The sequence below is a fragment of the Rhodoferax sp. genome (genome assembly GCF_028688795.1).
In the GTDB taxonomy this organism is placed as follows: domain Bacteria; phylum Pseudomonadota; class Gammaproteobacteria; order Burkholderiales; family Burkholderiaceae_C; genus Rhodoferax.
The window spans coordinates 265,415-280,782 of the sequence record NZ_JAQTXM010000001.1; the positions used below are offsets into that span (position 1 = coordinate 265,415).

Here is a 15,368-nt window from a genome sequence, read left to right on the forward strand (position 1 = left end):
CCTGTAGCGGCTGTCAGCTGGCTGCCAGGCTTTTATAAACCCCGCAGCCCACCGCAAGATCATCTGCTTGCATCACATACGACATTTTTGACTGCACTTTCCCCGTTGAAGGGTTGCTGATGTCATATTCAACCCAACCCGGTTCCTGCGCCGCCTGACGAAAAATGGCGTCAACCAAACCCTGGCCGTCAATGCCCGGAATGTCTTGCACGCGCGTACCCACTTTGCTCTGGTTACCGCCAAAGGCCAAATAAGTGCCCCGCTGGTCAAGCACAAACACATACATGTCCCGGTCTGAATAGCCTTGATCTGGGTCGGTGATGTCCCGCACAAAACTTGGTCTGGAGCCCGTTCGGTGCCAATGCTGCATGGCCCGGGCCACCAGCGCCACCGCTTCCTCAGGCGCCCCCTGTTGCAGTCTGAACAAGGCAAAATCATCCACCAGCGTTGAGGCGCGTTGCTCCAGGTTCGCAGCCTGCGTCACGGCATGTTCCACCATCTGGGCGTTTTGCTGGGTAATTTCATCAAGCTGGCGCACCGCCGAGGTGATTTCCGTCAAGCCGACACTTTGCTCCGCACTAGAAGCCGATATCTGCGACATATTGGCGGCCACGTCCCGAATGCCTGAAACAATTTGCGTGATCTGACTGCCCGCCAAACGAATGCTTTGCACGCTGGTGGCCACTTGCGCAGATGACGCACCAATCAGCAGGCGTATCTCTTTGGCTGATGCGGCAGAACGCTGGGCCAGTGACCTCACCTCACTGGCCACCACGGCAAACCCCCGACCCGACTCGCCCGCGCGCGCAGCTTCCACCGCCGCATTGAGCGCCAGAATATTGGTCTGGAACGCCAGCCCGTCAATCACACTGACAATTTCATCCATGCGCTTGGCGCTGCCCTGGATCACCTCTACAGAGGTGATCGCTTGCGTCATGGCGGCCACACCATGTTCGGCCACATCACGCAAACTGGTGGCTTGTGTGTTGGCTTGTGCCGCCATCTGGGCGTTGCCCGAGACAGTAGATGACAGCTCTTGCACGCTGGCAGCCGTCTGCTCCAGATTGGCGGCTTGTTGTTCGGTGCGGTCAGACAGCTCCCGGTTGCCGCTGGCCAGGCTTTGTCCGGCATGGGCCACAAAAGCGGCATTGCTGCGCACATTGGCCACCATGGATGAGATGCTGGTGCCGATGCGGCCAGTTGTGGCGAGCAGCGCCGCATACTCATCTTGCCCCTGAACCACCGGCTTAAATCGCAAGTTGCCTTGCACCAGGTGATCCATTGCGACCTGCACCTGTTTCAGGTCGCCCGACACAGCCGCGTAAAAAGACACACCCAGGTAAATGGCCAGCAGCCCAGAAAAAATCACCATGCTGTTCAGCCCAGCGCCCACCGGCGCCATGAATGCATGCGCAAGCACCAGTGCAGCCAAGGCCCCCACACTGATCAGGAGCAAAATAGCCAGTTTGCCTCCTGTCGACAAACGCCGCATCAACCAAAGACCTGGCTTCAGAAAAAGTTCCAACATCGCGACAATCTTTAATAAGAAAAGTACGCAGATGTTACGCCCTGAAAATCACTCCAGGGCCAAGGGAAAACCAGCGCTAAACAACCGCCGCCAGTTTGGCAAATGCCGACACCACCTCGGGCGGTGCCTGGACCATCTCAATCAGCACGCCCTCGCCCGCAATCGGAAACTCGTCATTCGCCTTAGGGTGCAAAAAGCAAATGTCAAACCCGGCGGCGCCCTTGCGAATGCCACCCGGTGCAAAGCGCACGCCTTGCGCGGTAAGCCATTCCACTGCCTTGGGCAGGTCATCAATCCACAGCCCAACATGGTTCAGTGGCGTGGTGTGCACCGCCGGTTTTTTGTCCACATCCATGGGCTGCATCAAGTCCACCTCGACCTTGAAAGGCCCGACACCCATGGCGCAAATGTCTTCATCGACGTTTTCACGTTCGCTCTGAAACGTCCCAGTAACTTCCAGGCCCAGCATGTCAACCCAGAGTTTTTGCAAACGGGTCTTGCTGGTGCCTCCGATGGCAATCTGCTGGATGCCAAGCACCTTGAACGGACGATTTAGGCTAGCTTGTGTCATACGAACTCCACAATCGGTTGGTCTACCGTGAGGCTTTCGCCCTTGGCTGCCAGCACTTTGCCAACGACACCATCGGCAGCGGCAAACAGCACGTTTTCCATTTTCATGGCCTCAATCACCGCCACACGCTCACCCGCCTGAACCTTTTGGCCAACCTGCACCGCCACATCGACCAGCAGACCAGGCATGGGCGAGAGCACGTAGCGGCTCATGTCAGGCGGGGCCTTGAACGGCATCAGCGCATGCAGTTCGGCCATGCGAGGGGAAACGACCAGCACGTCGATGCGCGTGCCGTTGTGCTGCAAGCGCAGCGCCAACGGGTTCTTGGGGGTGCCGCGTTCGACTTGCGCGGTGAACAGCGCGCCATTCACCGTACCCGTGATGCACACGTCGTTAAGCCTTGAATCGCTGCAAATTTCATAGCTAGCTGCGCCCATTCTGACGCATGCAAAGCCAGATTTACCGGCAAACTCATCGACATGTACCGGGGTGTAGGAATTGGCGCCTTCGTCACCCAGTGTCACCACCACATAGTCGCTGCCGACGTTGACGGCGTAGCCTGGCAACTGGCCGCTCAGGCCCGCCGCGCGTTCGCGCGATTTGCGCCGTACAAAAGCAGCCAGAGCCAGCAAAAAGCGTGGGTCTTCATGCGGCACGTCTTCCGCCCTGAAGCCATGGGCGTAATTTTCGGCAATAAAGCCGGTGTTGAAATCACCCGCAACAAACTTGGGGTGCGCGAGCAACGCCGCCTGAAACGGAATATTGCTGCTGATACCGCGAATGACAAAGCCATTGAGGGCTTCGCGCATTTTGGCAATGGCGTCCAGCCGATCCGTGCCATGCACAATGAGCTTGGCAATCATCGAGTCGTAATACATCGGGATTTCGCCACCGTCTTGCACACCCGTGTCTACCCGCACACCGAACCAGTCGGTGGTGTTGGACTGGAACATGGTTTGTTTGGGCGGTGAGAAGCGCACCAACCGACCGGTCGATGGCAAAAAGTTGCGAAACGGGTCTTCAGCGTTGATGCGGCATTCCATGGCCCAGCCGTTGCGTTTAACTTCCGCTTGCGTGAAGGGCAGTTTTTCACCAGCCGCCACGCGAATCATCAGCTCCACCAAGTCCAGGCCAGTGATGCACTCGGTGACCGGATGCTCAACCTGCAAACGGGTGTTCATTTCCAGAAAATAAAAGCTCTGGTCTTTACCCACCACGAACTCTACTGTGCCAGCGCTTTGATAGTTGACCGCTTTGGCCAGCGCCACAGCTTGCTCGCCCATGGCTTTGCGGGTGGCATCGCTGATGAACGGGCTGGGCGCTTCTTCTATGACTTTCTGGTGGCGACGCTGAATCGAACATTCGCGCTCATTCAAATACACCACGTTGCCAAAACTGTCGCCGATCAGCTGAATTTCGATGTGACGGGGTTCTTCGACAAATTTTTCGACAAACACGCGGTCATCGCCAAAGCTGTTGCGCGCCTCGTTGGTGCAACTGGTGAAGCCTTCAAAGGCTTCTTTGTCGTTGTAGGCCACGCGCAAGCCTTTGCCGCCACCGCCGGCGCTGGCCTTGATCATCACCGGGTAACCAATACCTTGGGCAATCTCAACCGCTTTTTCAGGTGTTTCAATCGCGCTATTAACGCCCGGAATGCAGTTGACGCCCGCTGCGCCAGCCAGTTTTTTCGACTCAATCTTGTCGCCCATGGCAGCCATGGAATAGTGCTTGGGGCCAATGAAAACAATGCCCTCTTCTTCGACCCGTTTGGCAAATTCGGCGTTTTCGCTCAGAAAACCGTAGCCGGGGTGCAAGGCCTGCGCACCGGTTTGTTTGCAAGCCGCAATGATTTTTTCACCCACCAGGTAGCTGTCACGGCTAGGTGGTGCGCCGATGTGTACGGCTTCGTCAGCCAGCAGCACAAAGCGTGCATCTTTGTCAGCATCAGAGTAGACCGCCACCGTCTTGATGCCCATCTTTTTGGCGGTGGTGATGACACGGCAGGCAATCTCACCGCGGTTGGCAATCAGTATTTTTGTAAACATGTTGTTGTTCCTATTCTTGTTCTCAGCAACCATCAGAGCGGGATGTTGCCGTGCTTACGCCACGGGTTTTCCAGCTTTTTGTCTTTCAACATGACCAGGCTGCGGCAGATGCGCTTGCGCGTCTCGCTGGGCAAAATCACGTCGTCGATGAAGCCACGGGCACCCGCCACAAACGGGTTGGCAAAGCGGGCTTTGTATTCCGCTTCTTTGGCAGCCAGCTTTTCTGGATGGCCCTTGTCTTCGCGGAAGATGATTTCCACCGCGCCCTTGGCGCCCATCACAGCGATTTCAGCATTGGGCCAGGCAAAGTTGACGTCACCACGCAGGTGCTTGGAGCTCATCACGTCATACGCGCCGCCGTAGGCTTTGCGGGTGATCACCGTGATTTTTGGCACCGTGCATTCGGCATACGCATAGAGCAACTTGGCACCGTGCTTGATGATGCCGCCATACTCCTGTGCGGTGCCGGGCATGAAACCGGGCACATCGACAAAGGTGATGACAGGAATGTTGAAGGCATCACAAAAGCGCACAAAACGCGCGGCCTTGATGCTGCTCTTTATGTCCAGGCAACCGGCCAGCACCAAGGGTTGGTTCGCCACAATGCCCACGGTTTGGCCGTCCATGCGGGCAAAGCCAATGATGATGTTTTTGGCGTATTCAGGCTGAATTTCAAAAAAGTCGCCGTCATCAACCGTCTTGAGGATCAGCTCTTTCATGTCATACGCCTTGTTGGCGTTGTCTGGCACCAGCGTGTCCAGGCTGTGCTCGATGCGGCCGCTGGGGTCACCGCTTTGGCGCACTGGCGCTTTTTCACGGTTGTTGAGCGGCAGGTAGTTGTACAAGCGGCGCAGCATGAGCAACGCCTCTACGTCGTTCTCAAACGCCAGGTCGGCGACACCGCTCTTGGTGGTGTGGCTGATGGCACCGCCCAGCTCTTCGGCGGTGACTTCTTCATGCGTCACCGTTTTAACCACTTCGGGGCCTGTGACAAACATGTAACTGCTGTCCTTGACCATGAAAATGAAGTCGGTCATGGCAGGCGAATACACCGCACCGCCAGCTGATGGCCCCATGATCATGCTGATTTGCGGCACCACGCCACTGGCCATCACGTTGCGTTGGAACACGTCGGCATAGCCGCCCAGGGACGCCACACCTTCCTGAATGCGCGCACCACCCGAGTCGTTCAAACCGATCACGGGCGCGCCAACCTTCATGGCTTGGTCCATGATCTTGCAGATTTTTTCGGCATGCGCCTCAGACAAGGCACCACCGAACACAGTGAAATCCTGGCTGAAAACAAACACCAGACGGCCATTGATCATGCCGTAGCCGGTGACCACGCCGTCGCCTGGGATCTTGTTGTCCTGCATGCCAAAGTCTGAGCAGCGGTGCTCGACAAACATGTCCCATTCTTCAAACGTGCCTTCGTCCAGCAACACGTCCAGACGCTCACGGGCGGTGAGTTTGCCTTTTTTGTGTTGCGCGTCGATGCGCTTTTGTCCTCCGCCCAAGCGGGCTAGTTCGCGCTTTTTTTCCAGTTGTTCAAGAATATCGTGCATGGCTTGGTCTCTCTAGGGTCAGAAATGTGGTTGAATTAATTGTTATATATTTGATAGCTGCTCACGCTTATTCTGCATGGGCTAGGAGCATATTTCGTGCTGCAGTAGAGGCTGCTACCCGGCCTTCCAGCACGTCTTGGGTCAGCTTGGGCAACAGGTTCTTGACGGCAGGGTGCTGGGCAAATGCCAGTTTCAAACCGGCATCAATGCGTTCCCACATCCACGACAAGGCCTGCTTTTGACGGCGCGAGGAAAATTTGCCGCTACCCATTTGCAACGCCTTGAATTCAAGCACCTTGGCCCAGAACGTGTCAACGCCCTGAGCGCGCAGTGCGCTGAGTTGCATCACTTGTGGATGCCAGATTTTTTCGTCATGGTGCATGTGATCAGGGTTACCGTGCAGACCAAGCAAGCGCAAGCTTGATGAAATCTGAGCCCGTGCGCGGGTGGCGGCATCGGGGTCAATGTCGGCCTTGTTGATAACAACCAGGTCGGCAAGCTCCATCACACCTTTTTTGATGGCCTGCAGATCGTCCCCGGCGTTGGGCAACTGCATAAGCACAAACATGTCGGTCATATTGGCCACCGCCGTCTCGCTTTGGCCCACACCTACGGTTTCCACAATCACCACGTCATAACCTGCCGCCTCACACACCAGCATGACTTCGCGGGTTTTCTCCGCCACACCACCCAGCGTGCCGCTGCTCGGGCTGGGCCGGATGTAGGCGTTTTCATGCACCGACAGCAATTCCATGCGGGTTTTGTCACCCAGAATCGAACCGCCTGAGACCGTGCTGCTGGGGTCAACTGCCAACACGGCCACACGGTGGCCCTGCGCAATCAGGTACAAACCCAAGGCCTCAATGAAGGTGGATTTGCCCACACCCGGGACACCACTGATGCCCAACCGAAATGACTTTCCGGTGTGAGGCAGCAACGCCGTCAACAACTCATCCGCCTGCTCCCGGTGGTCGGCACGGGTAGATTCAAGCAGCGTGATGGCTTTTGCGACGGCGCGGCGCTGACGCAGTCCGTTGCCCCGCGTGATGTCTTCCAAAGCTGCGCCATGTAACTGTGACGTGACCATATATGCCCTACAGAAGCTACTGCAGCGGCTAGCCTAAAGCCTTCTTGATTTGTTCCAGCACATCCTTGGCGCTGGCCGGAATCGGTGTACCCGGGCCGTAAATGCCTTTGACACCCGCCTCGTACAGCATGTCGTAGTCTTGGCGGGGAATCACGCCACCGACAAACACGATGATGTCGTCGGCACCCTGCTTTTTGAGCTCGGCAATGATGGCCGGCACCAGCGTTTTATGCCCTGCAGCCAGGGTGGACACACCCACAGCATGCACGTCGTTTTCAATCGCCTGGCGTGCGCATTCCTCGGGGGTCTGGAACAAAGGGCCCATGTCCACGTCAAAACCGAGGTCGGCAAACGCTGTGGCCACCACTTTGGCCCCACGGTCGTGGCCGTCTTGGCCAAGCTTGCTGATCATCACGCGCGGGCGACGGCCCTGGTCGGTGGCAAATTGGGCAATTTCTTCCTTGAGTTTGTCCCATCCTTCGGCCGAGTCATAAGCGGCTGCATACACACCAGTCACTTTTTGTGTATCGGCGCGGTGGCGGCCAAATGATTTTTCCATGGCATCACTGATTTCACCCACAGTAGCCCGGGCGCGCATGGCTTTGATGGACAAGTCCAACAAGTTACCAGTACCGTGCGCTGCTGCGTTTTCGATAGCTTCTAACGCCTGTTTTACTTGGGCGGCATCCCGTTTTTGCTTGATATTATTCAAGCGGGCGATTTGCGAATCACGCACCGCCACATTGTCAATGTCACGGGACTCAATAGCGTCTTCGGTCTTCAGCTTGTACTTGTTGACACCCACGATGACATCTTTGCCACTGTCAATGCGGGCCTGCTTTTCTGCGGCGGCAGCCTCAATTTTCAGCTTGGCCCAGCCCGAATCCACGGCCTTGGTCATGCCACCCATGGCCTCGACTTCTTCGATGATGGCCCATGCGGCATCGGCCATGTCTTGCGTCAGCTTTTCCATCATGTAGCTGCCAGCCCACGGATCGATCACGTTCGGAATATGCGTTTCTTCCTGGATGATGAGCTGGGTGTTGCGCGCGATGCGGCTTGAAAACTCGGTGGGCAAGGCGATTGCCTCATCAAACGAATTGGTGTGCAGCGACTGGGTGCCGCCAAATACCGCCGCCATGGCCTCAATCGTGGTGCGCACCACATTGTTGTAGGGGTCTTGCTCTGTGAGCGACCAACCGGATGTCTGGCAATGGGTGCGCAGCATCAGGCTCTTGGGAGACTTGGCATTAAAGCCCTTCATGATGCGGCACCACAGCAAGCGTGCGGCGCGCATTTTGGCAACTTCAAGGTAGAAGTTCATGCCAATCGCCCAGAAAAAGCTCAAGCGGCCCGCGAATTCATCGACATCCATACCCTTGGCAATGGCTGTCTTGACGTATTCCTTGCCATCAGCCAATGTAAAGGCCAGTTCCAGCGCCTGGTTGGCACCCGCTTCCTGCATGTGGTAACCCGAAATGCTGATCGAGTTGAACTTCGGCATGTTCTTGGCCGTGTACTCGATGATGTCGCCAATGATGCGCATACTGGGTGCTGGCGGATAGATGTAGGTGTTTCTCACCATGAACTCTTTCAGAATGTCATTCTGAATGGTGCCGCTCAACTTGTCCTGGCTGACACCCTGCTCTTCAGCCGCGATCACATAGCCGGCCAGCACCGGCAGCACCGCGCCGTTCATGGTCATGGACACACTCACTTTGTCCAGCGGAATCTGGTCAAATAGAATCTTCATGTCCTCGACCGAGTCGATGGCCACACCCGCCTTGCCCACGTCACCCGTCACCCGAGGATGGTCAGAGTCGTAGCCGCGGTGGGTGGCCAGATCAAACGCCACCGACACACCCTGCCCGCCCGCAGCCAGCGCCTTGCGGTAAAAAGCATTGGATTCTTCCGCAGTAGAAAACCCTGCGTATTGGCGAATGGTCCAGGGGCGCACCGCATACATTGTGGCCTGTGGACCACGCAAATAAGGCTCAAACCCTGGCAAAGTGTTGGTGTACTTGAGGTCTTTGGTGTCCTCTGCGGTATACAACGGCTTGACGGAAATACCATCAGGTGTATGCCAGTTAAGTGCGTTCACATCACCACCCGGCGCAGACTTGGCAGCTGCTTTAGCCCAAGCGTCCAGGTTACTGGGCTGAAATTCAGGGGTATTTTGTGTCATGGCAGCAAGCAATAAAGATTAGGTAAACGGCAGGCTCCTGCATTTGAAGAAGCGCACCAACTTTAGCAAATTGAGTTTACATTATTTATAATTATTGATGCAAAAAATTCCGTCCAGCTTACAATAATTGCCATGGCAGCACTTTCTTTAGCACCGCGCGCACTCTACGAGGAAGTAGCGGAGTTGCTGCGCCAACGCATATTTAACCGTGAGCTCGAACCCGGAAGCTGGATCGACGAGCTCAAAATTGCCGAAGCCTATGGCATCAGTCGCACGCCCCTGCGCGAGGCACTCAAAGTGCTGGCTGCAGAAGGCTTGGTCACAATGAAAGTACGCCGCGGGGCCTACGTGACAGAGGTTTCCGAACGGGATTTAAGCGATGTCTATCACCTACTCAGTCTGCTTGAGTCTGATGCTGCCGGCGTCGTTGCAGAAACGGCTTCAGAAGGCCAAATGCGTGAGCTGCAGTCGCTTCACCAAGAACTTGAACTGGCTGCGCTGCCTGAAAAACAGGACAAGGAACGTTTTTTTGAGATCAATGAGCGCTTTCACATGCGCCTGCTTGAGATTGCCAACAACCGCTGGCGCGACCAAATGGTGGCCGATCTGCGCAAGGTGATGAAACTTAATCGCCATAATTCCTTGCTAAAAAATGGCCGCATTCAGGAATCACTTGGCGAACACCGCGCCATCATGAACGCCTTGATTACCAGAGACTCTGTTCTCTGCCAACAGCGCATGCAAGAGCATTTCCGAAACGGTCTTGAAGCTGCAAACTGAAAATTTTTTGGAGAGGGCAATTGCACGAATGGCCAGCCCGGAGGGACTCGAACCCCCTACCCATGTCTTAGAAGGACATTGCTCTATCCGGATGAGCTACGGGCTGAGGTCCCGAGATGAAAAATATGGTCGGGGCGAAAGGATTCGAACCTTCGACCCTCTGGTCCCAAACCAGATGCGCTACCAGGCTGCGCTACGCCCCGACAACACTATTGTAATAGCTCAACTGACCGTTTTCAGCCAAGACCAGTCAGCTATAAGACTTCTTTTTGATCCAATGCGTGCCAACGGTCCAAACCGTACAGAATATCAAACAACAATAGCCTCATGACGATCAAGAAAGATTCCGTGCTAGCCTGGTTGGAACCTGGGCAAGCATTTCCCGCTGTGTCCCAGGCATGGGGAGCGGATAGTCCAGCGCCCGGCTTATTGTGTGCCGGCAGTGACTTACGACCTCCAACCCTGCGAAGTGCCTACTCACAGGGAATTTTCCCCTGGTACAGCGCAGGTCAGCCCGTACTTTGGTGGAGTCCAGAACCGCGCATGGTGCTGCGCGTGAACGAGTTTCGCTTGCATCCATCACTCAAGAAGACCTTGAAACAATTTGCGAACACAGCATCCTGTGAAATTCGCGTCGACTCGGCATTTGAAGAGGTGATTCGCTCGTGCAGTTCCAGCCCCAGGGATGGCCAGGCAGGCACCTGGATTTTGCCCGAGATGATTGATGCCTACATTGAATTCCATCGGGCTGGATTTGCTCACAGCATTGAAACTTGGGCGAACGGGCAACTCGTTGGCGGGCTTTACTGCGTTGCCATTGGCCAAGCTGTGTTCGGCGAGTCCATGTTTCACCGCGCTACCGATGGCTCCAAAATTGCGCTGGCAGCACTGGTTGCGCTTTGCCGCCACCAATGCATCCCCCTCATTGATTGCCAGCAAAACACCCGGCACCTGGCTTCTTTGGGTGCCCAGGAAATTTCCAGAACGGTATTCGTGGAAGGCGTTCAAAGGCTTGCACGCCACGCGTCGCCCCACTGGAAGTTTGACCCCGTATACTGGAATCAACTTGTTGCATTGACATCTGCCAACGCGTGACACACTGCCCAACACCTCCCCTCAGTCAAGTTCAGTATTACGCAACGGCTGCCTATCCATGCAGTTACCTTGAAGGCCGAATCGCCCGCTCGCAAGTTGCAGGCCCAAGCGAGAAAATTGACACTGCGGCATACAGTGACTTGATTCACCAAGGTTTTCGCAGAAGTGGCGACTTTGTGTACCGCCCCCACTGTGACCATTGCCAAGCCTGCAGATCGATACGTGTCCCAGTTACCGAATTTCGACCTGACAAAAGTCAACGCCGCGCGCGAAGAAAACACAGCAACCTGACTGCCTATCTCAGCAAGCCTCACTTTTCTGAGGAGCACTACGCCCTTTTCCAAAGGTACCAAAAAGCCAGGCATAAAGACGGAGGCATGGATTTCGACAATGCTGAGCACTATGTCGAGTTTTTGGTAAATACACGGGTCGACTCATACATGATTGAGTTTCGGGAAGAAGTCTGCGATGGTTCAACAAGCACGCTGAGAATGGTGTCTATCGTCGACCAGCTCAGCGATGGGCTGTCGGCGGTCTATACATTTTTTGAACCACTTGGTGGTCAGAGCTACGGAACTTTCAACGTGCTCTGGCAAATTGAATTTGCCCAGACCTTGGGCTTGGCCTACGTTTACCTTGGGTATTGGATTCAGACTTGCCGCAAGATGTCTTACAAAACCCGCTTTCAACCGAGTGAATTGTTGTCCCACGGGAAGTGGACTCGGGCCGACCAAAATTCACTATGCTAAACCCCATTTTTCACCATGTAAAATAGGAGGCAATAAGGAGATTTCATGAGCCACGCAGCGACTGTGATTCCAGCCACACCAACAGTTCAAGTGATCGAAAGATTGTTTGCGCTGATGAACGTGCTGGCATCCCGCGAAGAACCCATTTCGCTGAAAGAAATCAGTGAAAAAACTGGTCTACATCCTTCAACGGCACATCGCATTCTGAACGATCTGGCCATTGGACGTTTCGTTGATCGACCACAGCCAGGCAACTACCGGCTGGGTATGCGACTCCTTGAGTTAGGGAACCTTGTCAAAAACCGCTTGAATGTGCGTGATGCCGCGGTGGGCCCAATGCGTGAGTTGCACCGAATCACTCAGCAGCCGGTGAACTTGAGCATGCGTCAGGGCGATGAAATCGTCTACATTGAACGCTCATACAGCGAGCGGTCTGGCATGCAGGTCGTTCGAGCCATTGGCGGGCGAGCACCATTACATCTAACCTCTGTGGGCAAACTATTTCTCGCGGCAGATGATCCTCAAAAAGTCAGGAATTACGCAACCAGAACAGGCTTGGGTGGTCACACAAAAAACAGCTTGACGCAATTACCCGCACTTGAGCGGGAACTCACAAAGGTGCGACTAGCCGCATATGCCAACGACAATGAAGAGCTAGAACTAGGTGTAAGGTGCATGGCTGCTGGCATCTACGACGACCAAGGAAAGCTCGTTGCAGGCCTGTCAATTTCAGCCCCTGCAGGTCGGATGGATGAGGCATGGCTCGGAAAACTCAAAGCGACAGCCCGTGAGATTTCAGAAAATCTAGGATTTCGGCCGCTGGACGCCTAGGCTTCCAAAGTGGAACTGTTTTGGCGAAGCAAAAACTTACAAGACTTTCCCACTCAGAATCGCGGCCGGATGCAATACAGTGGATGCACTGGGAGAAGACTCAACCCAATGACGCACGCGTTCGGCATCAGCAAGTCGGGTAAGCTTGCCCGCCGAATCCAGAAAGACCATGATCAATTGGCGACCAGCCACCTTTGTTTGCATTACCAGACAACGCCCGGCTTCTGATATATAACCAGTTTTTTGTAGTCCAATGTCCCAAGTTGGGTTCTTGACCAGCCTATTTGTATTGTTGAACTGCAACATTCGATTACCAATGGCCACTTGGTAACCAGTCGATGTGGACAATTCACGCATCAAGGGCTGGCGATGTGCCACATTGACCAATTTCACCAAATCACGTGCACTTGACTGGTTCAGGCTGGACAGGCCGGTGGGTTCAACGTAACGCGTGTCCTTCATTCCCAGCAATTGGGCCTTGCTGTTCATCAGTTTGACGAATGCGGGCAGGCCACCAGAAGGATAAGTGCGTCCAAGCGCATGTGCAGCCCGATTCTCACTCGACATCAACGCCAAATGCAGCAACTCTCCACGGCTCAGTTCGGTACCCACACGCAAACGTGAGGAACTGCCTTTTTCTGTGTCAACGTCTTCTTGCGTGATCATGATTTTTTCATCCATGGGCAACATAGCCTCACTGATGATCAACCCTGTCATCAACTTGGTCAATGAGGCAATGGGCAAAATGGCCTGATCATTTTTACTGAAAAGAACCTCGTTTGTTTCTTGATCAACAACAAGCGCCACGCTGGATTTCAAATTCAGATTATCTTGGGCACCATGCAAGCCTGCCAACTCACCAAAAGAAAGCTTAGGTGCAATAAATAACGCTTGAGGCACTGCTTTGTGTTTGGTTGTCGCAAACGTGTGCGCCACGCGACGCTTACCAACAACGACCGATTTTTTGGTCTTGTTGGCAGCTACTACTTTCTTTGATTTACTCACATGTGTCTTGGCAGGCGCTGCATGAGCCACTGGCACCCATGCCAACCAACTCAATAAGACCAGGAGACATGCCAAACCGCGTGACTTCTTTCCAAAAACGCTCTGTCGAAAGTTTGTCATTTCATTGTCTCCAGCCATTGAGTAGTCAGGAATCGAGTTTAATCTTAAAAAGTCTCGCAGTGGCAAGTACTTGCGAGACTTTCTTAAAGCAAATTTACGCACTCACCCCTGCGCTGCCACCCGATCAGCCTGGCTTTGAAGCTTGTTCAACGCACTCAGGTATGCCTTGGCTGAGGCCACAACTATGTCTGGGTCTGCACCCACCCCATTGACCACACGTCCACCATGTTGGAGCCGCACAGTAACTTCACCCTGGCTCTCAGTCGACCCACTGATCGCATTGACGGAGTAAAGCACCATTTCAGCACCACTATTGACGTGGACCTCAATGGCTTTAAGCGACGCATCCACTGGTCCATTGCCATTAGCTGTACCCGTCACCTCCTTGCCGCCAATGGTTATGACCACCGTTGCCTGGGGCATTTCACCAGTTTCGCTGTGCTGTGAAAGTGACACAAAACCATAGTGTTCATTGCTTTGCGCGACGCTTTCCTCGCTGACCAAGGCCAGAATATCCTCATCAAAAATCTCGCTCTTTCGATCCGCAAGCTCCTTGAATTTAGCAAACGCCAAGTTGACTTCTGCCTCGCTGTCCATCTGGACACCAAGTTCTTGCAGTCGCTGCTTGAACGCATTGCGCCCACTAAGTTTGCCCAACACGATTTTGTTAGCTGCCCAGCCCACATCTTCGGCGCGCATGATCTCGTAAGTGTCACGAGCCTTCATGATGCCATCTTGATGGATACCCGATGCGTGCGCAAACGCGTTCGCGCCTACGATTGCCTTGTTCGGCTGAACCACAAAACCAGTGGTCTGACTGACCATACGGCTTGCGGCCAAAATTTGAGAGGCATCGACACCCACCTCCAAATCAAAATAATCGCGCCGTGTCCGTATGGCCATCACCACCTCTTCGAGGCTGCAGTTACCGGCACGCTCGCCCAACCCATTGATGGTGCATTCGATTTGACGCGCACCACCAATCATGACTCCGGCCAATGAATTGGCAACCGCCATGCCAAGGTCATTGTGGCAATGTACCGACCAAATCGCCTTGTCCGCATTCGGAACGCGCTCACGCAAACGCTTGATAAAGTTTCCATAAAGTTCTGGGATCGCGTACCCGACCGTGTCTGGCACATTGATGGTCGACGCGCCCTCGTTGATGACCGCTTCAATAACGCGGCACAAAAAGTCTTCCTCACTGCGATAAGCATCTTCTGCGCTGAATTCGACATCGGCCACGCGGTTTCGTGCAAATCGCACCGCTTGTTTGGCCTGCTCCAACACTTGCTCTGGCGTCATGCGCAGCTTCTTTTCCATATGCACCGGAGAAGTTGCGATAAAAGTATGAATGCGCGCCCGATTTGCATTTTTGAGGGCGTCAGCGGCCAGCGTGATGTCACGGTCATTCGCACGCGACAACGAGCAGACAGTGGCATCCTTGATGGCAGTGGCAATGGCCTTGATCGCCTCAAAGTCACCATTGGAACTGGCGGCAAAACCTGCCTCGATCACGTCAACTTTCAGTCGCTCCAATTGACGTGCAATGCGCAACTTCTCATCGCGTGTCATGGATGCGCCTGGCGACTGCTCGCCGTCACGCAATGTGGTGTCAAAAATCACTAATTTATCGGACATCTCATGTCTCCAAGGTTTCTTGCGAATGCAATAAGGTGGGTTTCAGGCAACAAAAAAGCCCGTAGCGGCTGCATACGGGCTTTTGGGGTTGATGCGATCACACGCTAACCACTCCGCCCGACAGACGATAGTTTTAGTGCTAGTGAAATTTGATGCATAAAATTAA

General features: G+C 54.4%; 12 protein-coding genes and 2 tRNA genes. 4 read left to right on the forward strand and 10 right to left on the reverse strand.

Annotated elements, in window-relative coordinates; translation table 11 throughout:
- Window positions 1–13: 13 nt before the first annotated feature.
- The 6 genes from PHQ58_RS01225 to scpA form a co-directional block, all read right to left on the reverse strand.
- Window positions 14–1,528, reverse strand: coding sequence for a methyl-accepting chemotaxis protein (locus tag PHQ58_RS01225; RefSeq protein ID WP_300105932.1), 1,515 nt, complete (start codon window positions 1,526–1,528; stop codon window positions 14–16).
- 76 nt (window positions 1,529–1,604) lie between these two features.
- Complete coding sequence (locus tag PHQ58_RS01230; protein WP_300105934.1) at window positions 1,605–2,099, reverse strand: VOC family protein; 495 nt, start codon at window positions 2,097–2,099, stop codon at window positions 1,605–1,607.
- Window positions 2,096–4,144 (reverse strand): acetyl/propionyl/methylcrotonyl-CoA carboxylase subunit alpha, encoded by a 2,049-nt coding sequence (locus tag PHQ58_RS01235; RefSeq protein WP_300105936.1) that lies wholly within the window; start codon window positions 4,142–4,144, stop codon window positions 2,096–2,098. Before PHQ58_RS01235 ends, PHQ58_RS01230 begins: the two co-directional genes overlap by 4 nt.
- A 32-nt stretch (window positions 4,145–4,176) precedes the next feature.
- Window positions 4,177–5,709, reverse strand: a complete 1,533-nt coding sequence (locus PHQ58_RS01240; RefSeq protein WP_300105937.1) for an acyl-CoA carboxylase subunit beta — start codon at window positions 5,707–5,709, stop codon at window positions 4,177–4,179.
- 67 nt (window positions 5,710–5,776) lie between these two features.
- On the reverse strand, window positions 5,777–6,796 hold the full coding sequence (gene meaB, locus PHQ58_RS01245) for a methylmalonyl Co-A mutase-associated GTPase MeaB (RefSeq protein ID WP_300105939.1): 1,020 nt from the start codon (window positions 6,794–6,796) through the stop codon (window positions 5,777–5,779).
- A 28-nt stretch (window positions 6,797–6,824) separates the two neighbouring features.
- Window positions 6,825–8,981, reverse strand: coding sequence for a methylmalonyl-CoA mutase (gene scpA, locus PHQ58_RS01250; protein ID WP_300105941.1), 2,157 nt, complete (start codon window positions 8,979–8,981; stop codon window positions 6,825–6,827).
- A 132-nt stretch (window positions 8,982–9,113) separates the two neighbouring features.
- Between scpA and PHQ58_RS01255 the strand changes: the two genes are divergently transcribed.
- A complete protein-coding gene (locus PHQ58_RS01255; RefSeq protein ID WP_300105943.1) occupies window positions 9,114–9,761 on the forward strand; it encodes a GntR family transcriptional regulator in 648 nt (215 codons plus the stop codon).
- Between the two features lie 29 nt (window positions 9,762–9,790).
- Here PHQ58_RS01255 and PHQ58_RS01260 read toward each other — a convergent pair.
- Window positions 9,791–9,867, reverse strand: a tRNA-Arg gene (locus tag PHQ58_RS01260).
- 20 nt (window positions 9,868–9,887) lie between these two features.
- Window positions 9,888–9,964, reverse strand: a tRNA-Pro gene (locus PHQ58_RS01265).
- A gap of 124 nt (window positions 9,965–10,088) precedes the next feature.
- Between PHQ58_RS01265 and aat the strand changes: the two genes are divergently transcribed.
- From aat to PHQ58_RS01280, 3 genes are read left to right on the forward strand one after another with little or no spacing between them, the layout of a single operon-like run.
- Complete coding sequence (gene aat / locus PHQ58_RS01270) at window positions 10,089–10,856, forward strand: leucyl/phenylalanyl-tRNA--protein transferase (RefSeq protein ID WP_300105945.1); 768 nt, start codon at window positions 10,089–10,091, stop codon at window positions 10,854–10,856.
- Complete coding sequence (locus PHQ58_RS01275; protein ID WP_300105946.1) at window positions 10,853–11,605, forward strand: arginyltransferase; 753 nt, start codon at window positions 10,853–10,855, stop codon at window positions 11,603–11,605. The genes aat and PHQ58_RS01275 overlap by 4 nt, the downstream gene beginning before the upstream one ends.
- 45 nt (window positions 11,606–11,650) lie before the next feature.
- Window positions 11,651–12,436: an IclR family transcriptional regulator gene (locus PHQ58_RS01280; protein WP_300105947.1), complete on the forward strand. Its 786-nt coding sequence runs from the start codon at window positions 11,651–11,653 to the stop codon at window positions 12,434–12,436.
- Window positions 12,437–12,472: 36 nt separating this feature from the next.
- Here PHQ58_RS01280 and pbpG read toward each other — a convergent pair whose 3' ends face one another.
- On the reverse strand, window positions 12,473–13,561 hold the full coding sequence (gene pbpG, locus PHQ58_RS01285; protein ID WP_300106074.1) for a D-alanyl-D-alanine endopeptidase: 1,089 nt from the start codon (window positions 13,559–13,561) through the stop codon (window positions 12,473–12,475).
- A gap of 102 nt (window positions 13,562–13,663) precedes the next feature.
- On the reverse strand, window positions 13,664–15,202 hold the full coding sequence (locus PHQ58_RS01290; protein WP_300105949.1) for a 2-isopropylmalate synthase: 1,539 nt from the start codon (window positions 15,200–15,202) through the stop codon (window positions 13,664–13,666).
- Window positions 15,203–15,368: the final 166 nt, after the last annotated feature.